Below are 23,506 nucleotides of genomic sequence, written 5' to 3'. Positions count from 1 at the left end.
TTCATAGGAGATACATTGCTCGACGTCACAACTTTTGACGAGCTTCGCATTGGTCTGGCCACCGCAGACGACATCCGTGCCTGGTCGCACGGAGAGGTCAAGAAGCCCGAGACCATCAACTACCGCACCCTCAAGCCCGAGAAGGACGGTCTGTTCGGTGAGCAGATCTTCGGTCCTTCCCGCGACTGGGAGTGCGCCTGCGGCAAGTACAAGCGGGTCCGCTTCAAGGGCATCGTGTGCGAGCGCTGCGGTGTCGAGGTCACGAAGTCGTCGGTGCGCCGTGAGCGCATGGGCCACATCGAACTCGCCGCCCCGGTCACGCACATCTGGTACTTCAAGGGTGTCCCCTCGCGCCTCGGCTACCTGCTGGACATGGCGCCCAAGGACCTCGAGAAGGTCATCTACTTCGCGGCCTACATGGTCATCGATGTGGACGAGGACGCACGTCACCAGGACATGCCCGGCCTTGAGAACGAGCTCCGTCTCGAGATCAAGACCCTCGGCGACCAGCGCGACTCGCGCATCGCAGACCGCCTGAAGAAGCTCGAGGACGACCTCGTCGCCCTCGAGGAGGAAGGCGCCAAGAGCGAGCAGAAGCGTCGCACCAAGGACGCCGCCGAGAAGGAGATGAGCCAGACCCGCAAGTCCTACGACGAGCAGATCGCTCACCTCGAGCGCGTCTGGGAGGACTTCCGCAACCTCAAGGTCGGCGACCTCAAGCCCGAGGACTCCGTGTTCCACGAGCTGCAGGACCGCTTCGGCCTGTACTTCGAGGCCTACATGGGTGCCGAGGCGGTCAAGAAGCGCCTGCTGTCCTTCGACCTCGCGGCCGAGTCCGAGCTGCTCCACCACCAGATCGCGGAGGGCAAGGGTCAGAAGAAGATCCGCGCCATCAAGCGTCTGCGCGTGGTCAACTCGTTCCTCATCACCGGTAACTCGCCGGCGGCGATGGTCCTCGACGTGGTCCCGGTCATCCCGCCGGAGCTCCGCCCGATGGTGCAGCTCGACGGTGGCCGCTTCGCGACCTCCGACCTCAACGACCTCTACCGTCGTGTGATCAACCGCAACAACCGTCTGCGTCGTCTGCTCGACCTCGGGGCTCCCGAGATCATCGTCAACAACGAGAAGCGGATGCTGCAGGAGGCCGTGGACGCACTGTTCGACAACGGTCGTCGTGGTCGCCCCGTCACCGGTACCGGCAACCGTGCCCTGAAGTCCCTCAGCGACATGCTGAAGGGTAAGCAGGGTCGATTCCGCCAGAACCTGCTCGGCAAGCGCGTCGACTACTCGGGCCGTTCGGTCATCATCGTCGGCCCGCAGCTGAAGCTGCACCAGTGTGGTCTGCCCAAGCAGATGGCGCTGGAGCTCTTCAAGCCGTTCGTCATCAAGCGCCTGATCGACCTGAGCCACGCTCAGAACATCAAGGCCGCGAAGCGCATGGTCGAGCGCAGTCGCCCCGAGGTCTGGGACGTGCTGGAGGAGATCATCCGCGAGCGTCCCGTGCTGCTGAACCGTGCGCCAACGCTGCACCGTCTCGGCATCCAGGCGTTCGAGCCTCAGCTCGTCGAGGGCAAGGCCATCCAGCTGCACCCGCTCGTCTGCGCCGCGTTCAACGCGGACTTCGACGGCGACCAGATGGCTGTCCACCTCCCGCTCTCCGTCGAGGCCCAGGCCGAGGCGCGCATCCTGATGCTCGCGTCGAACAACATCCTGAAGCCGTCCGACGGCCGTCCGGTCACCCTGCCCACGCAGGACATGATCATCGGTCTCCACCACCTGACCACCCTCAAGGAGGGTGTCGAGGGTGAGGGCCGTGCCTTCTCGTCCGTCGCCGAGGCCATCCTCGCGAAGGACCAGGGCTCGCTCGACCTCAACGCCAAGGTGCGCATCCGTCTGACCGACGTGACGTTCGCCGAGGGCACGGGTCCTGAGGGCTACGAGGGCTCGGGTGTCGCACTCGTCGAGACGACCCTCGGTCGCGCACTCTTCAACGAGGCGCTGCCGGCGGACTACCCCTACGTGGAAGACGTGGCGGACAAGGGCAAGCTGTCCTCGATCGTCAACGACCTCGCGGAGCGGTACCCGAAGACGGTCGTCGCCGCCACGCTCGACAACATCAAGGACGCCGGTTTCCACTGGGCGACGCGTTCCGGTGTGACCGTTGCGCTCAGCGACGTCCTGACCCCGCCGAACAAGCGCGAGATCGTGCAGGGCTACGAGAAGCAGGCCGCCAAGGTCCAGAGCCAGTTCGACAAGGGTCTGACCACGGATGCCGAGCGTCGTCAGGAGCTCATCAAGATCTGGACGGAGGCCACCGAGAAGGTCGCCGAGGCCATGCGCGCGAACTTCCCGGCGGACAACACCATCAACCGTATGGTGTCGTCGGGTGCTCGTGGTAACTGGCTGCAGATCCGCAACATCGCGGGTATGCGAGGCCTGGTGAACAACCCGAAGGGTGAGATCATCCCTCGCCCGATCATCTCCTCCTACCGTGAGGGCCTGTCGGTCGCGGAGTACTTCATCGCGACCCACGGTGCTCGTAAGGGTCTGGCCGACACGGCGCTCCGTACCGCCGACTCGGGATACCTCACGCGTCGTCTCGTCGACGTCTCGCAGGATGTCATCATCCGCGAAGACGACTGCGGCACGACCAAGGGTCTCGAGCTTGCGATCGCGAACGTCGACAGCTCCGGTGAGCTCGTGCGCGACCCGAACGTGGAGAACTCCGTGTTCGCCCGTTCGCTGGCCGCTGCTGCGGTGGGCCCGAAGGGTGAGGTCGTCGCCGAGGCCGGCGAGGACGTCGGTGACGTGCTCATCGACAAGCTCGTCTCCGCGGGTGTCGAGAACATCAAGGTGCGCTCGGTCCTGACCTGCGAGTCGACCGTCGGTGTGTGTGCAGCCTGCTACGGCCGCTCGCTCGCCACGGGCAAGCTCGTCGACATCGGCGAGGCCGTCGGCATCATCGCGGCCCAGTCGATCGGTGAGCCCGGTACCCAGCTGACGATGCGTACCTTCCACACGGGTGGTTCGGCATCGGCGGACGACATCACGCAGGGTCTGCCCCGCGTGCAGGAGCTGTTCGAGGCTCGTACCCCCAAGGGTGCGACCCCGATCGCCGAGGCCGCCGGTCGCATCACGATCGACGAGAACGACAAGGCTCGTAAGGTCATCCTGACGCCCGACAACGGCGACGAGCCGGTCGTCTACCCGGTGCTGAAGCGTGCGGTCCTCCTCGTCGAGGACGGACAGCACGTCGAGCTCGGTCAGAAGATCCACGTCGGTGCGGTCGACCCCAAGGAGGTTCTGCGCGTGCAGGGCGTCCGCGAGGTCCAGAAGCACCTCGTCGGTGGCGTCCAGGGCGTGTACCGCTCGCAGGGTGTCCCGATCCACGACAAGCACATCGAGGTCATCGTGCGCCAGATGCTGCGGAAGGTGACCGTGGTCGACCACGGCGACACCGACCTGCTGCCCGGCGAGCTCGTCGACCGCCTGCGTTACGCCGAGCTCAACCGCTCGGCCGTGTCGGAGGGTCGTCGCACCGCATCGGCTCGCCAGGAGGTCATGGGTATCACCAAGGCGTCCCTCGCGACCGAGTCGTGGCTGTCGGCCGCTTCCTTCCAGGAGACCACGCGTGTCCTCACGCAGGCCGCCATGGAAGGCAAGAGCGACCCGCTGGTCGGCCTCAAGGAGAACGTCATCATCGGTAAGCTCATCCCGGCCGGTACCGGCCTGGCGCGCTACCGCAACGTGACGGTCGAGGCCACCGAGGAGGCGAAGGCGGAGCGTTACCCGAACCGCATCTTCGGTGAGGACGGCGCGTTCAACGAGTCCGACCTGAGCTTCGTCGACTTCGACAGCTTCAGCTCCGACGACTTCACCCCCGGTAACTACAACTAGGGCTGAACGACTCACCCGGAGGGCCCGTCCCGATCGTTTCTCGATCGGGACGGGCCCTCCGTCGTTCGTTCGCCCATTCCTGGGCGAGCGAACGACGATTCGCCCAGGAATGGGCGAGTGAATCGAGTACCGGTGAGTTGTGTGGCGGGTCTCCGCACGACATGCTGGTCCGATGAGTGATCAGCCCGAGCAGCCCACCGGCCAGTTCCAGCCGCTGGAGCCGGACGCGACTCCGGCGCAGCCAGACGTCCGCTACGGTGCTCCGGCACCCAAGCGGAAGCGCAATCCCGTCGTCATCGGTCTGAGCGTGCTCGCCGGTGTGCTGGCGATCGCGCTCGTCGTGGTCATCGGGCTCCTGGTCGTCGGCCCGGGCGGTACCCCTGCCGCCGACTCGACCCGTACACCGAGTGCGACGGCGACCGCCGGCTCCTCTCCTGCTCCGACCGCGACCGACGCCGCGGAGACGCCCGCTGCGCCGGTGCGTCCGACCGAATGCACCCAGCTCTTCCCCGCCGGCTACATCGAGTCGCTGACGGCGGACGGCTTCCTCGAGTTGAATCCCGCCTGGTCGCAGCCGCTGTTGTCCGAGAGTTTCGGGTCGAACGACGAGGCTTTGGTGGCCTTGCTCACCCCGACGGACCGACTCACGTGTGACCTCACGAAGGCGAGCGGTGCCGGTGAGGTCTTCATTCTCACGAACGTGGCCCAGGTGGAGGGGGACGTCCAAGCGGCGGCGGAGGCCAGGATGTCCGAAGCCGGGTTCACCTGTTCCGAGGAGACCGGCGGGACGATGTGCTTCACGGAACGCGCGGACCCCTCAGGGAACACCGTCGGTGAGCGCCATTTCCTGCGTGACGGCACCTGGGTGGCCACCCGCTGGGCGAATGTCGCCATCACGGGGTGGACGCAGACCATCGTCTCGACGCTGTTCCCCGCCTGACAGGTCCTCCCGTTCGCAACTCAGGACGCGCGCGGTGTGTCCCACCCACGAGGCGGTGAGTCGGGTCGGCGCGCCGGCGCTGCCCTGAGTTGTGAACCGGGCGGGACCAGCTAGGCGATGCTCCAGTAGTACACGGAGGCGCCGGGGTGGATGACGGTGATCGCCTCGTCCACGGTGCGGTAGTCGGTGTCGTCGGTGTGTCCCGCGTAGTACACCTGGGTGCCGGCGTCGGTGGTCTCGACCTTCGACACGATGCCCGTGTGGTCGCGGTCCCCGCTGTTGTCCCAGTCGAACTGCACGATGTCACCGACCTTGACCTGGTCGCGCTGCGTGTCGTCGAGAGCGGTGGCGAGGTCGGGGTGCTCCTCGACGTAGTTCATGAAGAACGTCGAGCTGACCCAGGCCTTCGAGAAGTCGAAGTCGTCTCCGGTCCCCTCGGCCCACCAGTCCTCGTCCATCGTCCACCCGCGTTCCAGCAGACTCTGGCTGGCGAAGTTCGCGCAGTCGGTGTCGACCAGGGAGCCGTATTCAGCCAGGTTGTAGTCGTTCCAGTGCGTGAACACGTAGGCCATCTGCGCGTCGACGGGGCTCGTGATGTCGTAGCTGTAGTTCAGCGCATCACCGTCGACCCGGAGATCGTCCGCGTAGACGGCGATGCCGACGTCGGCGGGGGAGAAGCCGGTGGCTGCCGGCACGGCGACGGTCACCTCGGTGCTCGTCGCCGACAGGATCCGGGCTTCCTCCTCGCCGAACACGACGCGGGTCACGCCGTCCACGTCGACACCGCTCACGGTCAGGGTGCTCCCGCCTGCGACGGATCCGGTCGTGGCGGAGATCGCGGTGACCGCCGTGGCGTTGACCGTGGAGGCCGGGACCGTGGACGTCGTCCCGCCCAGAGCCTGCGCGGCCGGCTCGGATCCGGTCGCGTCGGAGTGCTGCAGCGCGATCGGGGTGATCACCGCGGTGGCGAGGAGGAGGACGGCTCCGGCAGCGGTGCCGGCGACCACGCGTCGCGCGCGCAGGGGGAGGGCGCGGTAGCGGGAGGAGAGCCGCCTGAAGGGGGAGCGGGAATCGACGTGACGGTCATGGGGGAGTTGCTCGGGCATGGGGCCTTTCCGGGGGATACGCCGTGGGGGATCGGCGTCGCGGGATCGGCAGTGATCCGACAGATGGCTGTTCGAGCTTCCACCCAACCGCACGGAGCTGAGGGGACCGTTTCCCCCGGATATGAATCGGACCTGAATCGGGTCGACGGGAGTGAGCGAGTCCCGGCGAGGTTGCCGGGCATCCGCGTCCCGGCTTGCTACCGTGGCGAGCGGAGCGCCGTGAGGGCGCTCCTGAACTGGCTTCCGCCGAAGGAGTACGCGATGAGCACCCAGAACCCCGAGCCCGGATCGCCCACCGACCCGAGCACTCCGGCGGCTGCCCAGACCGCGTCTGGCTCCGCGCGTCCCACGACCGCGGCCGAACAGCCCGCGGCCGAGCGGCCCGTGGCCGAGCGGGACATCCTCTCCGAGGACACCGTGCAGCAGGACACCATCACCACGGCGGACGGCGTCGGGGCGGACCCGGTCGTCGACGACCGCCGGGTCGCAGACCGCGCCGACACGGCCTCGGACGCCGGGGTGCGCGAGACGCGTCCCTACCAGCCGCACACGCCGCAGCGTGCGTACTCGAACATCGACTTCGACGACGACGACACCGCCGGTACCCCGACCTCGACCACCCGGCAGGCCGACACCGGTGCCCACCCGTACCCCGCGGCAGCCTACGAGCCGGTCGCCCGCTCCGGCGCGACCGCGACTGCCACCGCCGCGGAGACCGAGCAGCAGCAGGCCTTCCCGCTGTACGTCCAGGCACCGTCCGAGCCGGAGGTCCGCGGCAACCGCGGCTTCGGCATCCTCATCGGTCTCCTCGGTACCATCATCTTCGCCGGCCTCTACGCGGCCGCTGTCGCGGGCCTTCAGCTGGTGCTGGAAGGCGACGGCACGTTCGTCGAGAACCTCATCCAGATCGCCACCAGCTGGCCGTTCCTCATGGCCGCCGCAGGCTTCTTCCTGGCCTGGGTCGTCACCGCGACCATCGTGAACCGTTCCGGCTGGGTGCACTGGGTGCTCGGCGGCTTCATCATCGGCCTGGTCGTCTTCCTCGCATGGGTCGGCGGGTTCCTGATCCAGGAGCGCGCGTGGACGCTCAGCATCGACGAGATCCTCGCCGAGGTCACCGGTGTCGCCTTCACCTTCGGGCCGGTCCTCGCCTTCGTCGTCGCCCGTGAGATCCCCGTCTGGCTCGGTGGTTGGATCGCGGCACGCGGACGCAAGGTGCGCGAGGCGAACATCGAGGCCCGCGCCGAGTACGAACGCGTCCTCGAAGCCGGACCGACGACCGCCCGCTGAGCATGACCGGTGACGCGGACGGAGCACGTGGCCCCTGGTGGGTCGCCCCGTTCGCAGCGGTCACCTACGTGGCGCTCGTCGTCTGCGCCTTCGGGTTCATCAGCCTGCTGGCGGACCTCGACGTCGTGACCGACCGGGACGCCGGCCCGCTGACCGGTCCGCTCATGGTCGTGGTCGCCACGACCGTGGTCCTCTGGGCGATCATCCGTGAGACGCGCCGCACACCGCTGCGCGTCTCGGTCGGCTCCGCGGTCCTCGCGGGGCTCCTCGCCTGGCTCGCCTACGGCGTGAGCGGCGGCGTGTTCGACGCGATCGCCAGCCGGGACGGAGCGGACGCCGCCGCCTTCGCGGTGACGACGCTGACCGGACCGTTCTCGGTCACCGTGGGTGTGCTCGCGCTCGTCATCGTCCTCGCGGCCGCCGCTGTCGCGACCTCGTCGACCGGGCGGCGCCCGACCCCGCGCTGGCCCTGGGAGCACGACGCGCGGTGAGCCGATGCGACGTCCACCCGGGGCCGCTCGCGAGGTGCGCCGCCCGTCCCTCCCCACGAGGGCGACGGCGTAGGCGATAATCGATCCGTTGCCGTCGTCGGCCGACGGCGCTTGGGGAGGAACCACCGATGAGATCACCCGACCTGACCGACACCGGTCTGGATCTCGACCTCGCGGGGACCGCCGACGACGTCGTCGCCCTCGTCCAACGTGCGGTCGTCGCCTCCGGTGAGGATGCTCAGCAGACCAGGCACTACGTCGCGATCGACGGTGGGACGAGCGCGGACATCCGGTTGCGGGTCGTCTCGGTCGACGACCCCGCGCCACTGCTCGCGTTCGCGATCACGACCGCCCCGTCCGCGCGCGGTACGGCGGCGGCGACCTTCATCATGCAGCACGGCGTCCAGAAGCGCCGGCGTCAGCGCTCGTTGCTCGGACAGGAGCCGTTCCTGAGCTTCCTGCGCGCGCTCGCCGAGCTGGTCTCAGAGTCCGATCCCGGCGCGTCCGCCACCCTGCGCGTGCACGGCACGCGCACCGAGCTCGCTCCGCGTCCGGCGGAAGCACCGACCAGCGCAGACGCTGGGCCTGCGGCGACACTCGCGAACATGCCCGTCATGGGCGGAGCGGTCTCCGCGGGCTGGTCTCAGACGGTGACCGACGCGTCGACCCCGTCCCCGGCGACGGCTCCCGATGTCGCGATCCCGAGGGATGCCGATCCGGCGACGGCCTCCGACACACCGGCAGCCGAGCCTCCGGCCCCCGAACCCGCCGTTCCCGAGGCACCGGTGATCGGGGTCCCGACTCGCGCTACAGGTGATCCCGAACCACAGTCGACCCCGTCGAGTTCCGCGCCCGTGCCGTCGCCGGTCGTCGTCGAGCCACCGACTCCTGCAGCACCGCCGCAGGCAGCGCCCGCCCAGACGCGCGCTCCGGCCGCGTCGACGTCCTCCGTCCCGCCCGATCTGCAGATCACCGTTCCCCCGGGTCTGATCGCCGGCGCTCCGATCGCCCCGGAAGCGCCCGACGCGCCCGCCGGTGCCTCAACGCGCGCCACCGAGCAGGCGCCGGTCCATGCCGACCTCGGCGCGACGGTCGTCTCCGCATCGCTGCGAGCGGGGGACTTCGCGCTCGAGCTGCCCGACGGCGAGCGCATCCCGCTCCGCGGGCCGATCCTGCTCGGACGCAACCCTGCGGCGCGGCCCGAACAGCCCGACGCCGAGCTGCGCTCGCTCGTCGACCCGCGCATGTCCGTCTCGAAGACGCACACGGTCGTCGTACCCGGACGACGGTCGCTCCGCGTGACGGACCTGCACTCCACGAACGGCACGACGATCACGGACGCGTCCGGCGCGGTCACCGTCTGCCAGCCGGGCGAGGCCTACGTCGCGGAAGCCGGGTCGACCATCGGGATCGGCGAGTTCCCGATCCGCGTCGTCGTCGGTTGACGGGCCTCCGGGGCATGGGGAGTGCTCCCCATCGTCGTCACCCGCGCTCTCGGTTACGCTGAACGACGTACCCGCTGAGGAGCCATCGGCGGGCGGCGCAGGTCCACTGCGCCGGTGTCACGAAGGGGAATGATGAGCGAGCAACCACTCGTCGTCGACGGGGACCAGATCCTGGCCGTCGCCGCACCACTGACACCCAGCGGGTCCGGCCTGCCGCAGAACGTCCCGCTCGACTTCTCCGGCAGCTGCAGCAGCACGGTGACCGCCGCGGCGGAGAGCTTCGCGATGTACATCTCCGTGCACGTGGCCCTCGCCGGCGGAGCGATGGTCGAAGCCGGTCGCGCGGCGAGCGACATCGTGACCGCCTGGGAGCAGACCGACGCACAACTGAACCCCGGAGGAGAGGGCTGATGGCCAACTGGACTGCTGACGATCCGGGGCGGATCGACTCTGGCGCGCTCGGCACCACTGCGACGACCATCCAGACGACCGAGACGAGTCTGACCGAGGCACGCACGGTCGCGGTCACCGCTCAGGGTGGCATCTCAGACGCCATCTGGAGCGGCGACGCCGCGACCGCCTGGGTGTCCTCCCTCTCGACCCCCATCGGCAAGATCGACGCGATCACCCCGGCGATGGCTGCGGTGCGCGACGCGATCGCCACGTACACGACCACGGTCGACGACATCAAGACCCGTGCGACGAGCTACACCGAGATGATCTTCCAGGCCAACATCTCCGCCAACCAGACCTATCTCGACCCGATGGGTGGGCCGACGCCCGAGCAGCAGATGCAGCGCGACCAGGTCCACCAGGCGGCCGTCGCCGATCGGCAGAGCGCGCAGCGCCTCCTCGACGCCCTGTCGGAAGAGCGCCAGGCCGCCGACGATGCGCTCGCGTCGGCGCTGTCTTCACCGGGTGGTGACAACTGGGACCGGCAGCAGGCCGCCCTCGCGGCCATCGGCATCACCTCCGCATCCGACCTCACCCCGTCCGCCGTCGCCCGCGGCATGGCGGAGATGGCGGCCGAACTCGGGAACGGCACGTTCGAGACCGATCTCGCGGCACAGCTGCAGTCGCTGTACGCGCTCTACGGCAACGACCCGTCCGTCATGGCGCAGATGAATCTGGCGCTCGGCGGCGAGGACCTCATCTCGCTCATCAGCCGGATCGACGACGCCGGTGCGAACGGGTGGATGACCCCGGCAGCGGCGCTGCTCCTTGCACAGTCCGTCCGCGGTGGTCTGTCCGTCGGATCCCAGCGTTGGACCGACGCGGTCGGCCAGAACTTCGCGCAGGAGCTCTACGACGGTTCCGCGTCCGTTCATGGCACGGAGAGCTGGACGAGCCTCGCGTTCCTGTTCGGCGACGAACAGGACAACCCGATCGGAGAGACGACGACGGTCGGTCTCGCGAACATCGCCGACGAGATGGAGCGCGGTCTGCCCGGCGCGCACGAGGGCATGTACGGACCCGCACAGGGCGTCATGGGCCCCGGCGGCTTCCTCAGCCTCGCCGAGGCGGAGCAGGCCGGCTACGACGTCAACCGCCTGGGCGACTGGACCTCGCGGGTCTTCAGCACGCTGGGTGAGTACCCCGAGGCCGCCATGGACTGGCTGACCTCGACGGAGCAGGACCCGTACCGCGACGCGCCGCTGTACCCGGACGAGCCCTATGAGAGCAATGAGCTCGGCGCGAACCGTCTCGAGTACTGGTTCGGTCGCCGGGACTCTGGACTCGACGGATTCGAAGGCGTCCTCGCCCTGTGGGCTGGAGCCGAGTCGATCCCCGGAGGCCCCGCCGACCCTGCTGGTGCGGACCCGGATGCGTACACGCGTGTCGCCACGCTCTCACACGATGTCATCGAGCGCCTCGTCGGCAACCCCCGTGACGCGGAGGTCGGTGAGTACGTGCCCGGGAACGACGCGTTCGACGGCAATTCCATCTCCGACCTCGGTGCGGTCAAGCTCGTCGAAGCGTTGTCCTATCAGTTCCCCGGTCTGATCGAGCGTCCCATCGCGGGCGAGCCCATCGGGATCGAGGGCGAGGACATGCCGAGCACGAACCCCTCCTCGATGTTCGGCATCGACGGACTCGACGAGTTCGACTACGCGAACCTGTCCAAGGAGGCGCTGGCGAAGGTGTTCGGTGTCGCAGGCCAGAACGACGCCGGAGCCGCAGCCCTCGACACCGTCGTCGCCCACTATCAGGAGACGTTGAGCGCGACCGTGCAGACGGGGCTGTCCGACCCGGGTGAGGCGTCGAAGCGCATCATGGCGCTGCAGGGCCTCCTCGACGGGTCGACGGACGGTGTGGCCCTGGATGCAGCGGCGGATCGCGATGCCGCAGTCGAGAGTGCGCTCGGGCTGGTCGAGACGGGCGTCGGCTTCCTCCCCATCCCCGGACTGGACAAGCTCGTCGGCGTGACCGGCGATGCCGTCATCGATCACCTGGTCAGCAGCGGATCAGGGTACGTGACCGGTCAGCTCGTCGGGGCGGCCAAGGACGTCGGGCTGTCGACGTGGGGCGCGGCCGAACAACAACTCCTCAACCAGCAGGGCGAGCTCGAGATCCCGCGAGAGCGCGCGGCGGCGGTCACGCTCGGTCTGTTCCTCTACGACACCTTGCAGCCGGCCGGCATGCCGGATCCCTCCACCATGGATCCTGAGGAGCAGTTCGCTTGGGCCTCGGATCCCGACACCATGGACGCGTTCGACGAGCTGCTGTCTCATCGGGACATCGAAGAACTGCAGGGCGACTACTCGAATGCTTATGCAGCGTTCAACGCACATGGCCAGCGGTAGTCGTCTTGGCGGTGTCGCCCTGCTCGCGGCGCTCCTCATGTCCTTGACCGCCTGTACGCCTCCGCCACAGCAGCCACAGCCGTATCCCGACGTGCGGTGGGACGGTGGAGCCCCGACCGAATTCGCAGACTCGGAATGGGTGATGGCCGTCCGTGCTTCGCTCGAGGCACAGGCGGTCGCCCGGAATCGCAACGACTTCACGATCGAGCAGCTCGTGGACACGACCGGGCCGGATCTTCGTGATCGACTGTCAGCATCAGCGGTCCGTACCGTGAGCGCCGGCGAGGTGACTCGTCTCCTGCCAGGTCCCTGGCCATTCACCCCGGTGGTCGTCGATGCGGACGGATCCGGGAAGGCGGAGGTCACGGGCTGCCTGGCGACAAAGTGGGCGAACGACGCTGGAACACCGCCACCGTCGTTCGGAGCGGTCGGGATCACCTACCGCCTCGAACAAGCAAGTGGATCGATCCGTGTCATGTCGACCGCCGGCGCCGATCTGGACTGCTCGCAGACCGAGTTGCCGGTCGGGGTGTTCGATCCGGCGCCGACGCCGAGCGGCGTCACCTCGATCGACGACATCGTCAGGGCAGAACCGGACGCTCGCTAGGCTGATCGGGGTCGCGCCGAGCGACCCGCACCACCAAGGGGATCCTGCATGCGCATCAAGCTGACGTTGACCAGGCCGTCGGGCTCGTCCGCCGACATCGTCGTGACGACGGACGCGGCGGCGAGCATCGCGGAGGTCGCGTCGACCATCGCGCGCGTCGACCCGCAGGGGCCCGACTCCGCGAACGCCGACTTCACGCTGCATGCCCGCCTTCCCGGCTCGACCGAGACCCTCCCGCTCCCGCCGGAGGCCCCGATCGGCGAGGCGTGGGTCGGTTCGGGTGCCGTCATCGAGCTCGCCGACGCGGGCGTCTACTACTCCGCGGCGCGCACCGGTCAGGCGCCGGCCGTCGCGGTGGTGCGGGTCCTCTCCGGCGATGACGCCGGCCGTGAGTTCACCCTGCCGGCCGGCAGCTGGACCATCGGTCGCGAGGCGAGCTGCGACATCGTCCTCGACGACCCGCTCGTCTCGAAGCGGCACGCGCGGCTCGAGGTCGGTGGCGAGATCGAACTCGTCGACCTCGGCGCGGCCAACGGCATCGTCGTCGACGGCGGCATCGTGCCCCGACTCAAGGTCATCGAACCCGAGCGCGTGCTCATCGGCGACACCGAGGTCGAGATCGGCTTCGCCGGGACCGTCGGTCGCGCGGGTGTCGTCCCGAAGGCCGGACCGGTCTACTTCAACCGGTCGCCGCGGGTCGAACAGCGCTACGCGGGGGAGACCTTCCCCGCCCCCGAGCCGCCGACCGAGCGTGAGAACCAGCCGTTCCCGCTCCTCGGCATGCTGACGCCGATGCTCCTCGGCGGCGCGATGTACTTCTTCACGAAGAACCCGCTGTCGCTCATCTTCATCGCCATGACGCCGCTCATGCTCATCGGCAACTACTTCACCGGTCGCGGGCGCAACAAGCGCAAGCTCAAGCAGCAGATCAAGATCTTCGACGAGCGGCTCGAGTCCCTCGGCAAGCAGCTCGCGGCCGAGCGGGAGATCGAGCACGACGTCCGCATGCGCGAGGCACCGTCCACCTCGGAGGCGCTCAAGCACGCGCTCACGCGTGGGCCACTGCTGTGGACGAGGCGCCCCGAGCACTGGTCCTTCCTGAACCTCCGGCTCGGTGTCGGCACGATGCCGTCGAGGAACGAGGTCTCGGCGAAGGCTCGTGACAGCTTCCTGCCGGAGTTCCAGGAACGGCTCGAGAAGCTCAAAGACCAGTACGCGACCGTCGCCGACGTCCCCATCATCGACAACCTCTACGACGCGGGCGCGCTCGGCATCGCCGGTTCACCGCAGACCGCCGGGGGAGCGGTGAACGGCATCCTCGTGCAGCTCACCGCCCTCCACTCGCCGGCCGAGGTCGTCGTCTCGGCGATCGTCTCGCCCGCGTGGTCGAACGCCCTCTCCTGGGTCAAGTGGCTCCCGCACGCGTCGTCGCCGAACAGCCCGCTCGACGTCGGCCACCTCGCCGACAGCGTGTCGAGCGGCAACCTGCTCCTGGCAGCGATCGAGGAACTCGTCCAGACCCGCCTGCAGGCGGCCAGGGCCGGCGACGCCCGACGCGGAGCCATCTCCGAGAAGCAGGCCGCCCAGGAGCGCGGCGCGGAGATCGGGACCAAGAGCTCCAACGACACCGGCACGAAGTCCCCGATCCCCGCGATCGTCCTGCTCATCTCCGACGACGTCGGCGTCGACCGCGCACGCCTCGTCCAGCTCGCCGAGATCGCGGCGGACGCGGGTGTCTTCCCGATCTGGATCGCCGACGACGTCGTCTCGCTGCCGGCCGCCTGCCGCACCTTCCTGCAGGTCCCGGAGGCCGGCGCCGGCGTCGACGCACCGGCGACGGTCGGCATGGTCCGCCTCGGCTACTCCGTCGACGACGCCCGCCCGGAGTTCGTCGACCCCGTGACGGCCCTCGACTACGCCAGGCGCATGGCGTCCGTGATCGACGCCGGCGCTCTCGTCGAGGACTCGAGCGACCTCCCGCGGTCGGTGTCCATGGTCACGCTGCTCGGGCCGGAGCTCACGACCTCGAGCGACGCCGTGGTCGACCGCTGGCGGCAGAACTCCTCGATCCACGACCGTACGCCCGGGCTCCCGCCGAAGCCCCGCCGGGCCGGCCAGCTGCGCGCGACCGTCGGATCGGGCGGTGTCGACGCCATGCACCTCGACCTCCGATCCCAGGGCCCGCACGCCCTCGTCGGCGGGACGACGGGTGCCGGTAAGAGCGAGTTCCTGCAGGCCTGGGTGCTCGGGATGGCGGCCGAGTACAGCCCCGACCGCGTCTCGTTCCTCTTCGTCGACTACAAGGGCGGTTCGGCCTTCGCGGATTGCGTGACGCTCCCGCACTGCGTCGGACTCGTCACCGACCTCAGCCCGCACCTCGTCCGCCGGGCGCTCACGAGCCTCCGGGCCGAGCTGCACTTCCGCGAGCACCTGCTCAACCGGAAGAAGGCCAAGGACCTCCTCGAGCTCGAGAAGCGCGGCGACCCGGACTCGCCGCCCGCCCTCGTCCTCGTCATCGACGAGTTCGCGGCGCTCGTCGGCGAGGTCCCGGAGTTCGTCGACGGCGTCGTCGACATCGCCCAGCGCGGTCGCTCCCTCGGGATCCACCTCATCATGGCGACCCAGCGGCCCGCCGGTGTCATCAAGGACAACCTGCGCGCCAACACCAACCTCCGTGTCGCGCTGCGCATGGCCGACGAGTCCGACAGCCAGGACGTGGTCGGCGTCAAGGACGCGGCGCACTTCGACCCGGGCGTGCCTGGGCGTGGCATCGCGAAGACCGGCCCCGGCCGCCTGAGCATCTTCCAGTCGGGCTACGCGGGCGGTTGGACGAGCGACGAGCCCAAGCGCTCCGACATCGAGGTCCGTGAGCTCCGGTTCGGCGGCGAGACGCGTTGGGAGGAGCCCCGCGCGGCCGACGCCGAGGAGGAGCGCGACCTCGGCCCCACCGACCAGCAGCGGCTCGTCGCGAGCATCATCGCCGCAGCCGACCGTGCGTCCATCCCGGCGCCGCGACGACCCTGGCTCGACGAGCTGGCACCCGTCTACGATCTCAGCAAGCTCCGTCAGCGGTCCGACGCCGAACTCCTCATCGGTGTCGCCGACCTCCCGGACTCGCAGGAGCAGCGTCCGGTCTACTTCCGGCCGGACGTCGACGGCCACATCGCCGTGTTCGGCACCGGTGGCTCGGGCAAGAGCACCGTCCTGCGGACCCTCGCGACGGCGGCCGGCATCACGCCGCGTGGTGGTCCGGTCGAGGTGTACGGCCTCGACTTCGGCGCGGGCAGCCTCCGCATGCTGGAGGCGTTGCCGCACGTCGGCTCGATCATCCCCGGCGACGACCAGGAGCGCGTCATCCGACTGCTCCGCCGGATCAAGGAGATCGTCGACGAGCGCAGCGTCCGGTACGCCGAGGCGAACGCGTCCTCCATCACCGACTACCGCCGCGTCTCGGGTCGCAACGACGAGCGCCGCATCCTCCTGCTCGTCGACGGCTTCCAGTCTTTCCGGCAGGAGTACGAGACGACGCTCGGCCTGTCCTCCTGGTACACGCTGTTCCAGCAGCTCATCACCGACGGCCGCCAGCTCGGCGTGAACATCGCGTTCTCGGCCGACCGCCCGGGCTCCGTCCCGACGAACATCAGCTCCGGTGTGCAGCGACGCGTGGTGCTGCGTCTCGCGGACGAGACCGGCTACCAGCTCCTCGGGGTGCCGAAGGACATCCTCGGCCCCGAGTCGCCCGCCGGCCGGGCGATCGTCGACGGCCTCGAGGTCCAGGTCGCGATCCTCGGCGGTTCGCCGGTGCTGTCGGACCAGTCGGTCGCGACGGTCCGGCTCGCGGAGGCCATGTCCCGCGCGGGAGCCACGATCACGGCCCCGCCGATCGGCGCGCTGCCGAAGGAGATCGAGGCGCGCGAGCTGCCTGAGCGCGTCGGCGACCGCCCCGTACTCGGCATCGGCGACGCCGACCTCGCACCGATCGGCTTCGACCCGACCGGCGCGTTCCTCGTCGGCGGCCCTCCCGGCAGCGGTCGGACGAACGCCGTCGCATCCCTGGTCGGCGCCATGCGACGCTTCGATCCGGCGACGCGCTTCGTCTACTTCGGCTCCAAGCGCTCGGAACTGCTGCGGGAGCTTCGCTTCGACGAGTCGGCCGTCACCCCGGAGACGATCGCCGAGCAGGCGAAGGCGCTGTCCGCGGCGATCGCGGCCGAGACGGTGACCGGCCGGACGGTCGTCGTCATCGAGACGCTGTCGGACTACCTCAACGGCATCGCCGACCCACCGCTGGTGGAGCTCATCAAGGCCATCAAGCGCAGCGACCATCTCGTGATCGCCGAGAACGAGGTGTCGGGATGGTCGTCGTCCTGGCCGCTCATGGGTGAGATCAAGAGCGCCAGGCGGGGCATCCTGCTGCAGCCGGAGCAGATGGAGGGCGATCTCGTCCTCCGGACGACCTTCCCCCGGCTCGCACGCAAGGACTTCCCGCAGGGGCGCGGAATGTACGCGAACCGCGGTGCGCTGTCGCGCGTGCAGCTGCCGATCGCGCCCGAGTTCCCCGTCGCCTGAGCGGCGTCGTCCCCGGATGGGGACTGCATGGGGAGTGCTCCCCATGTGCTCCCGCGAGGCGTTGTGGTTACATGATGAAGGCACCGACGGTGCCGGTGACCACAACGAAGGAGCAAGACTCATGGCCAACATCAACGTCAACTACAGCGAGATCAAGCAGGCCGCCGTCAACCTGACGACGGGTAAGGGCGAGGTCGAGACCACGCTCAACCGCCTCCAGACCCTCATCAACAACCTCGTGTCCTCCGGGTTCCAGACCGACACCGCGTCCGGCACCTTCAACGAGACCTACACGGCCTTCACGCAGAGCGCGACGGTCACGATCCAGCACCTCGACAAGCTGTCGGGCTACCTCAACAACGCTGTGACCACGCTCGAGCAGACCGACGCAGCGCTCGCTGCCGGCGCCGGCCAGTAGTCACCACCGTCGGCTTCGCTCTGCGCGCCCTCCCGACCACGTGTCGGTGAGGGCGCGCGGTTTTTCCGGCGAAGGCGACCCACGGCGCCAGCGAGGCAGCATCACCCGACGAGGAGCGAGCAGTGTACGGCGACACCCAACAGATCCGCCTCCGCGCGACGGAGCTCCGAACCCTCGCGACCGAGGTCCGTGGCCGTGCCGGAGACCTCCGCTCGGCGGCCGAGCTCGCGTGGACCTCCACCGCGGCGGAGACCTTCATCGAGCAGCTCGGCACCCGGGCGGTCTCGCTCGAGAACTCGGCGACGCAGCTCGACGACGCCGCTGACAAACTCGACGCGCACGCGACCGCCGTCGAACACGTGAAGCAGCTCATCGAGGACGCCGCGCGCTGGGTGGGCGACCGCTGGAACGACGCGGTGAACCTCGTCTCCGGTGCGGTCGAGACCGTGAAGGACGGTGCCGCGAAGGTGTTCGAGTTCTTCGGCCAGGAGGTTCCTGACTTCCTCGTGCACCAGGCCAAGGACATCGTCGCCTCCACGCCATCGCTGCCGACCCCCGGTGACCGCAGCTGGTTGGACCTTGCAGACCTCTACCGCAGCCGAGGATGGACCCCCTGATGCCCATGACCCGTACCCGCCCGGCTCCGGCCGCGGCGGCCTTCCTGCTGACCGCCGACGAACTCCACGTCCTGGAGCACCGCACCCCGCACATCGTGCTGCCACCCGCCTTCCACAGCGAATGGGGTTCGGAGGTGTCGTCCGCCGACGTCCGTGAGCGCGAGCAGCGAGCCGTCGCGCGGCTCCGGGAGCGGCGACTCCTCGCCCGCGGCGACGACAGCCTCCCGGACGACCTCACCGCCGACGTCGATCCCGATTTCGCCGCCTTCCTGTCGATGCCGCAGTTCGCGACGGCGGCCGTCGACGCCTCCTGCTGGACCCTCGACCGGACGGCGATCCAGTCCGTCTCCGTGATCGGCGCGCACGCCCTGGCGCTGTTGCGGACGCAGCGGGTCGACCACTCGGACGCGTCCGTCGTCGAGCACGGCACGGCCGCGCGCGACGAGGACGCCGTCGAGATCCGCGCCTTCGACACCGCCGGGCTGGCCCAGCAACTCCTGCGGCCCCTCTCCGCGCTCCACGACGTCCCGGATGTGCGGGGTCGTTCGACCGACGTGGTCGTCCTCCCGCTCGCGGACGCCGAGGCGCTCGTCCTCGCGCTCCGCCAGGACCGACCGGACGTCGTCGGCGCGGTCGTCGAACAGCTCCACAGCCCGGAGGCCGCGGTGCTCCTCGGCGGTGTCGCGCGGCGGATCGACGGCGGCTTCCGGCTCGATGCGCTCTCCCGGAGCGGGGAGCCCATGAGACGGTGGACGGACACCTGGCTCCGCGGTGCCGACGGCTGGGTCGCCGTGTCGGTCGACACGCCGGACGTCGAAGCGGCGGGTATGGACCCGACCACCGTCGCCGAGGGGACCCGGGTCTCGATCCGGGCCGTCCGTCGCGCGGACATCGTCGCCGAGGTGTTGGCGATCGCCGCGACCATCCAGGGAGCACGCGCATGAGCGGGATCACGGTCTCCGGCGGTACTGGAGGCGTCGGCGCGAAGCTCGACGACATGCGGCTGCAGGCACGACAGCTGTCCACGCTGTCGACCGAGCTGATCGGGCGCTCGGGAACCGCGGCCGCGAAGGCGGTCGACGGCGACCTCCTCGAGTCGATCATCCTGTCACCGGTCACCGGGGCGGCCGCGGAAGGCGCCATCGTCCTCGCCTCCGGTTCCCTCCTCCTCGTGGCGACCGAGACCGGCGTCTCCGCCGTCTTCCTCGAGGGCGCCGTCGTCGCCTACGAGACCGCCGACCAGCTGATCGCCGCAGCGACGGTCGCCCTCCACAACGGTGTCGCCTTCGTCGTCGGCGTCCTGGCGGTGCCGGTCGGCGTCGTCGTCGCGGCGGGCGCCGCAGTGGTCGGCGGGGCGTGGATGCTCGGCGTCGCCGGTGGCAACGTGGTCCTGGAGGGCGTGGAGTCGCTGGTCGACGGCGCGCAGCAGACCATGGACCAGATCGGCGACAACCCCTGGCTGCTGCTCTCGCCGGCCGGTGTAGCCGGACTCTTCGCGACCAACTCGATCTCGGCGTACTCACCGCAGGACGTGATCGACCGTACGGCCAAGACCTACTCGGAGGCGCTCGAGAACCTCCAGGAACTGGCGGCGCTCGGGAACACCGTGCTCGGCGAGAACGCCTGGCTCGTCGACGTCCTCACGGACGGGGCACCCGGCCTGCTGACCGGTCTCGCGTTCGTCGGCAACGTGATCCCCGGGTTCAACGGGCTGATGACCGCGTTCACCGGGCAGGTCTGGCCACCGCTCACCTACGAGCAGGCGGTGGCGGCGATCGCGGGCGGCGGGAACCGGTTCGGGCTCTTCGAGGACGGCTCCGCCAGCCTGTCGGTCGGACACGATGGAAGCCCCCGGGGGATCCCGGTCCTGCACGGAGACGTCCGCGGCATCGGTGACCTCATGGGAGGGTCCAGCGCCATCGACAGCATCGGCGGCGAGGAGTTCAGCGACATCAGGATCGTCGAGACGGCCGGCCCACCCAAGTCGTTCATCGTCCAGATCCCGAGCACGATGGTCTGGAACCCCGACGCCGGGTCGGCTGCGAACGACTCGACATCCGACGTCGTCGCGATGCAAGGTGAGCAGACCGCGCTGGCGGCGGCGGTCCTCGATGCGATGCGCGCCCAGGGCATCTCGCCGACCGATCCGGTCATGCTCGAGGGCTTCAGTCTCGGGGGCATCACGGCCGGCCTGATCGCTTCCGACCCGTCTGTGCCGTTCAACATCACCCATGTCGTCACAGCGGGTTCGCCCATCGCGCGCTACGACATCCCCGACGACGTCGAGGTGCTGTCGCTCGAGTTCGAGGAGGACCCGGTCGCGCGCCTGGACGGCCGTGAGAACCCGGACAGCGCCAACTGGACGTCTGTCCAGGGTGACGCCCCGCGGCTCGTCGATCCGGAGAGCGGCGAACTGGAACCGCACGAGCCGGGCATCGCGTCGTCGCACAGCTCGCGCCGGTACGAGCAGTTCGCCGACGAGGTCAGCCGCGCCGGTGATCCGAGTGTCGACGCGTTCCTCGATTCTGCGGGAGGATTCTTCAGCGGCGAACAGACCGTTGTGGACTATCACGGAAGGCGGAACTGATGCATCGGATCCTCAGTGTCGTGGTCGTCTCCGTCGTGCTGACCGGCCTGCTCGCCGGTTGTGCGCTGCTGCCCGGCGCCCGGCGGCCCGCGTCGACCGGGGCGCCCGGGCCTTCGTCCGAACAGGCGCGATCGACCGATGAGGCGATCGCGGCCATCGAGGAGGTGACGGGTGTGGCGGCGCGGATCTCGCCGGCCAACGACGGTTCCACGCGCTATCTCGCGGTCAACCTCGAGTTGGATGAGACCTACGATGCCGGTGTCGTCCCCGAGCGGCGTGCGAACCGCGACGCGGCGCTGCTCGACTTCGTCCTCGCCCAGGTCTGGTCGCAGACCGAGGACGCCCCGGAGCGCTTCGTGACGCTCAGGGTCACCGGTGCCGGTCGCGACACGGCGTGGGTGACGGACACCCTGACGACGCTCGGTGTCGCGACGATCCCCTACGGCGGCGACGTCGTCTCCTTGCGTGGTGTCGATCTCGACGACCGATACGGCACCTGGCCCGGCGAAGTCCCAGCGCTTCCGGACGACCTGGCAGGAGAGGGATGACGACGATCGAGACCGCGCGGTCCACGCACACCCTGCGCAGTGAGGGGCGGACCGACACCGGCCTGGTCCGACGCCTGAACGAGGACGCGTTCTACGCCGGCGCACCCGCCTTCGTCGTCGCGGACGGCATGGGCGGGCACGAACGCGGCGAGGTCGCGAGCCGTGAGGTCGCGGCGGCGCTCGAACGTGGCATCCCGATCGGCATCCCGACGACGACCGAGGCGGTCGTGACCACGATCGTCGCCGCCAACGCGGTCATCCGCGGCATCCCCACGCCGAACGGGGTCATCGGCACGACCGTCGCGGGCCTCGCGCTCGTGGCGCTGTCGCCGCAGACCGACCTCCATTGGATGGTGTTCAACGTGGGGGACTCCCGGGTGTACACCTGGGCCGACGGCGCACTCCGTCGGATCACCGTCGACCACTCGGCCGTGCAGGAACTCGTCGACGCCGGCTCCATCACGGAGGCGGAGGCGCGCGAACACCCCGATCGCAACATCGTGACGAAGGCGATCGGCGTCGAGGCCGGCATCGACCCGGACGTCTGGCTCCTTCCCGTCGTCGGGCGGCAGCGGTTCCTGCTCTGCTCCGACGGGCTCACCGGCGAGCTGTCCGACGAGCGGATCGCCGAGGTCCTGTCGCAGGGCTTCGAGGGAGCGGCAGACCGCCTCGTGGAGCTCGCGCTTGCAGCCGGTGGGCGGGACAACGTGACCGCACTGGTCGTCGACGTCGTGTCGACCTCGCTGATGTCCAGTGGCCCCGGCTACGATGACGCGGGTGGTCTCGGGTATCTTGAAGAGACGATGCCGCGAGGCTAGAGGAGTGGCCGTGTACTCGTACGAAATGGAACCGGCCGAGGTCCGCCGTTGGCTCGCTGTGGCGGGGCCCGGCAGACTGGTGCTGGTCGACGCCCAGGGTGACGACACCGCTGCTGCCGCATTCGCCGCAGACCTCCCGGGCGACGCGTCGCTGTCGTTGATCGTCGACCGCCTCGCGGCCGGCGGTCTCTCGAACACGCCCGCGTTCGCCGCGGCCGTCTGGGACGGATCGGGAGCGACGGTCATCGTGCGCGGGCTCGCCGCGGCCGTCGTGACGAGCGCCGCCGGGACCGAGACGGTGCTGGGGGCCCGCGCCACCACCTGGGTCGAGGAACACCACGCGGACGCGGTGAGCGTCACGCTCCGGAGCGACCAGCCGAACCCGTCCGGCGTGCGACTCCCGCTCGGGTCGGGAGCCGTCTGGACGACCTCCATCACGGCGACCCTCGACGAGGAGTCCACGGCTTCCGTCGCCGCTCCGACCAGCGACGAGCGCCCGTCGACCGAATCGTCCACCGATGCGCCGACGGCGGCGGAGCAGCTCGCGGCCCCGCCCGTCCCGGCTCCCGCCGAGCCCGCTGCGTCCGCGGCGACCTCGGACGACGCGGACGACGGGACGGACGGCGACGAGGCGACCCCGGTGGCGCACATCGAGCCGGCGCAGTCGCTCCACGTCGTGCCGTCCGTCTCCGACACCCAGTTCTTCCACGACGAGGACGACCCGGACGAGACCCCCTCCACCCCGGAGGAGCCCGTCGACGAGGGCTACGACTTCCTGTTCGGCCAGACCGTGCTCCGACCGGTCGGTGCGGCGGCGGTCGACGAGGCCGGCGACGCGGAACGCGCGGCGGCCGAGGAGTCGGCGCACCAGCAGGCGGCAGCCACCGCGGTCGCCGCGCCGGAACCCGCGGCAGTCGGACCATCGGACCTCGGCGACCACGACGGCCACACGATCCTCGCCGAGGACCTCGCCGCGCTGCGTGCGCGTCGAGCGGCCGAGACTCCGCCTGCCCGGTCGTCCACGCCGTCGGCGACCCCGCTCACGTATCTCGAACTCCCCGGCGGCACTCGCCAATCGCTCGCCTCGCCCGTCGTCCTCGGCCGGGCGCCGAGCGTCTCGCAGGTCCCGGCGTCCGTCGTCCCGACACTCGTCACGCTCACGGGCGACGACATCTCGCGGAGCCACGTGCGCGTCGCGGTCGAGGGCGGCACGGTCGTCGTCACCGACCTCCACTCGCGGAACGGCACGCAGGTCGTCCTGCCCGGTCAGGCACCGCAGTCCCTCCGACCAGGGGAGCCGACACCGGTGATCGTCGGGACCGTCATCGACCTCGGCGGCGGCGTCGCGCTGCGCGTCCGAGAGGGCTGA

Annotated in this window: 17 protein-coding genes; 16 read left to right on the top strand and 1 reads right to left on the bottom strand. The window is 69.6% G+C overall.

All coding sequences use genetic code 11. The features are described 5' to 3' along the window. Window positions 1-15: 15 nt before the first annotated feature. Entirely contained in the window at window positions 16-3,897 is a 3,882-nt protein-coding gene (locus A4X17_RS16470) for a DNA-directed RNA polymerase subunit beta' (protein ID WP_064296730.1), read from the top strand. A 172-nt stretch (window positions 3,898-4,069) separates the two neighbouring features. Then, window positions 4,070-4,837 (top strand): hypothetical protein, encoded by a 768-nt coding sequence (locus tag A4X17_RS16465; protein ID WP_064296729.1) that lies wholly within the window; start codon window positions 4,070-4,072, stop codon window positions 4,835-4,837. 110 nt (window positions 4,838-4,947) lie between these two features. On the opposite strand, the gene A4X17_RS16460 is transcribed toward A4X17_RS16465, so the two are convergent. After that, window positions 4,948-5,943, bottom strand: a complete 996-nt coding sequence (locus A4X17_RS16460; RefSeq protein ID WP_064296728.1) for an amidase domain-containing protein — start codon at window positions 5,941-5,943, stop codon at window positions 4,948-4,950. 261 nt (window positions 5,944-6,204) lie between these two features. Here A4X17_RS16460 and A4X17_RS16455 point away from each other — a divergent pair, with 261 nt between their 5' ends. The 14 genes from A4X17_RS16455 to A4X17_RS16390 all read left to right on the top strand — a co-directional run bounded on the left by A4X17_RS16455 (window position 6,205) and on the right by A4X17_RS16390 (window position 23,506). Next, complete coding sequence (locus tag A4X17_RS16455; protein WP_064296727.1) at window positions 6,205-7,233, top strand: hypothetical protein; 1,029 nt, start codon at window positions 6,205-6,207, stop codon at window positions 7,231-7,233. A gap of 2 nt (window positions 7,234-7,235) precedes the next feature. Beyond that, window positions 7,236-7,724 carry a DUF6121 family protein gene (locus A4X17_RS16450; RefSeq protein WP_064296726.1) on the top strand — a complete coding sequence of 163 codons (489 nt, stop codon included), beginning with the start codon at window positions 7,236-7,238 and terminating at the stop codon, window positions 7,722-7,724. 128 nt (window positions 7,725-7,852) lie between these two features. Next, complete coding sequence (locus A4X17_RS16445) at window positions 7,853-9,169, top strand: hypothetical protein (protein WP_064296725.1); 1,317 nt, start codon at window positions 7,853-7,855, stop codon at window positions 9,167-9,169. 132 nt (window positions 9,170-9,301) lie between these two features. Beyond that, window positions 9,302-9,580 (top strand): hypothetical protein, encoded by a 279-nt coding sequence (locus A4X17_RS16440; RefSeq protein WP_139205334.1) that lies wholly within the window; start codon window positions 9,302-9,304, stop codon window positions 9,578-9,580. Continuing rightward, window positions 9,580-11,973, top strand: coding sequence for a hypothetical protein (locus A4X17_RS16435; RefSeq protein ID WP_064296723.1), 2,394 nt, complete (start codon window positions 9,580-9,582; stop codon window positions 11,971-11,973). Before A4X17_RS16440 ends, A4X17_RS16435 begins: the two co-directional genes overlap by 1 nt. Next, on the top strand, window positions 11,960-12,580 hold the full coding sequence (locus A4X17_RS16430; RefSeq protein WP_157583576.1) for a hypothetical protein: 621 nt from the start codon (window positions 11,960-11,962) through the stop codon (window positions 12,578-12,580). The genes A4X17_RS16435 and A4X17_RS16430 overlap by 14 nt, the downstream gene beginning before the upstream one ends. 48 nt (window positions 12,581-12,628) lie before the next feature. Beyond that, window positions 12,629-17,149, top strand: coding sequence for an FtsK/SpoIIIE domain-containing protein (locus tag A4X17_RS16425; protein ID WP_064296721.1), 4,521 nt, complete (start codon window positions 12,629-12,631; stop codon window positions 17,147-17,149). A 121-nt stretch (window positions 17,150-17,270) separates the two neighbouring features. Next, window positions 17,271-17,567 carry a WXG100 family type VII secretion target gene (locus A4X17_RS16420; protein ID WP_056008215.1) on the top strand — a complete coding sequence of 99 codons (297 nt, stop codon included), beginning with the start codon at window positions 17,271-17,273 and terminating at the stop codon, window positions 17,565-17,567. Between the two features lie 122 nt (window positions 17,568-17,689). Next, complete coding sequence (locus tag A4X17_RS16415) at window positions 17,690-18,184, top strand: hypothetical protein (protein ID WP_064296720.1); 495 nt, start codon at window positions 17,690-17,692, stop codon at window positions 18,182-18,184. After that, window positions 18,184-19,128: a hypothetical protein gene (locus tag A4X17_RS16410; protein ID WP_064296719.1), complete on the top strand. Its 945-nt coding sequence runs from the start codon at window positions 18,184-18,186 to the stop codon at window positions 19,126-19,128. Before A4X17_RS16415 ends, A4X17_RS16410 begins: the two co-directional genes overlap by 1 nt. After that, the gene (locus A4X17_RS16405) at window positions 19,125-20,771 is read left to right on the top strand and encodes a hypothetical protein (protein ID WP_064296718.1); all 1,647 of its coding nucleotides are present in this window, start codon (window positions 19,125-19,127) and stop codon (window positions 20,769-20,771) included. Before A4X17_RS16410 ends, A4X17_RS16405 begins: the two co-directional genes overlap by 4 nt. Next, window positions 20,771-21,319 (top strand): hypothetical protein, encoded by a 549-nt coding sequence (locus tag A4X17_RS16400; protein WP_064296717.1) that lies wholly within the window; start codon window positions 20,771-20,773, stop codon window positions 21,317-21,319. Before A4X17_RS16405 ends, A4X17_RS16400 begins: the two co-directional genes overlap by 1 nt. Continuing rightward, window positions 21,316-22,137 carry a PP2C family serine/threonine-protein phosphatase gene (locus A4X17_RS16395; RefSeq protein ID WP_064296716.1) on the top strand — a complete coding sequence of 274 codons (822 nt, stop codon included), beginning with the start codon at window positions 21,316-21,318 and terminating at the stop codon, window positions 22,135-22,137. The genes A4X17_RS16400 and A4X17_RS16395 overlap by 4 nt, the downstream gene beginning before the upstream one ends. A 10-nt stretch (window positions 22,138-22,147) precedes the next feature. Continuing rightward, window positions 22,148-23,506, top strand: a complete 1,359-nt coding sequence (locus A4X17_RS16390; protein ID WP_157583574.1) for an FHA domain-containing protein — start codon at window positions 22,148-22,150, stop codon at window positions 23,504-23,506.

It is taken from the genome of Plantibacter sp. H53, assembly GCF_001650455.1.
Taxonomy (GTDB): Bacteria; Actinomycetota; Actinomycetes; order Actinomycetales; family Microbacteriaceae; genus Plantibacter; species Plantibacter flavus_A.
The sequence above is the reverse complement of the archived record's forward strand: the minus strand, read 5'-3'. Positions and strand labels throughout refer to the sequence as shown.

What these genes read in the sequence shown, in the direction of transcription:
- A4X17_RS16465 (WP_064296729.1), top strand. Translation starts at nt 4,070, where the DNA reads ATGAGTGATCAGCCCGAGCAGCCCACCGGCCAGTTCCAGCCGCTGGAG.
- A4X17_RS16460 (WP_064296728.1), bottom strand. Translation starts at nt 5,943, where the DNA reads ATGCCCGAGCAACTCCCCCATGACCGTCACGTCGATTCCCGCTCCCCC.
- A4X17_RS16455 (WP_064296727.1), top strand. Translation starts at nt 6,205, where the DNA reads ATGAGCACCCAGAACCCCGAGCCCGGATCGCCCACCGACCCGAGCACT.
- A4X17_RS16450 (WP_064296726.1), top strand. Translation starts at nt 7,236, where the DNA reads ATGACCGGTGACGCGGACGGAGCACGTGGCCCCTGGTGGGTCGCCCCG.
- A4X17_RS16445 (WP_064296725.1), top strand. Translation starts at nt 7,853, where the DNA reads ATGAGATCACCCGACCTGACCGACACCGGTCTGGATCTCGACCTCGCG.
- A4X17_RS16440 (WP_139205334.1), top strand. Translation starts at nt 9,302, where the DNA reads ATGAGCGAGCAACCACTCGTCGTCGACGGGGACCAGATCCTGGCCGTC.
- A4X17_RS16435 (WP_064296723.1), top strand. Translation starts at nt 9,580, where the DNA reads ATGGCCAACTGGACTGCTGACGATCCGGGGCGGATCGACTCTGGCGCG.
- A4X17_RS16430 (WP_157583576.1), top strand. Translation starts at nt 11,960, where the DNA reads ATGGCCAGCGGTAGTCGTCTTGGCGGTGTCGCCCTGCTCGCGGCGCTC.
- A4X17_RS16425 (WP_064296721.1), top strand. Translation starts at nt 12,629, where the DNA reads ATGCGCATCAAGCTGACGTTGACCAGGCCGTCGGGCTCGTCCGCCGAC.
- A4X17_RS16420 (WP_056008215.1), top strand. Translation starts at nt 17,271, where the DNA reads ATGGCCAACATCAACGTCAACTACAGCGAGATCAAGCAGGCCGCCGTC.
- A4X17_RS16410 (WP_064296719.1), top strand. Translation starts at nt 18,184, where the DNA reads ATGCCCATGACCCGTACCCGCCCGGCTCCGGCCGCGGCGGCCTTCCTG.
- A4X17_RS16405 (WP_064296718.1), top strand. Translation starts at nt 19,125, where the DNA reads ATGAGCGGGATCACGGTCTCCGGCGGTACTGGAGGCGTCGGCGCGAAG.
- A4X17_RS16400 (WP_064296717.1), top strand. Translation starts at nt 20,771, where the DNA reads ATGCATCGGATCCTCAGTGTCGTGGTCGTCTCCGTCGTGCTGACCGGC.
- A4X17_RS16395 (WP_064296716.1), top strand. Translation starts at nt 21,316, where the DNA reads ATGACGACGATCGAGACCGCGCGGTCCACGCACACCCTGCGCAGTGAG.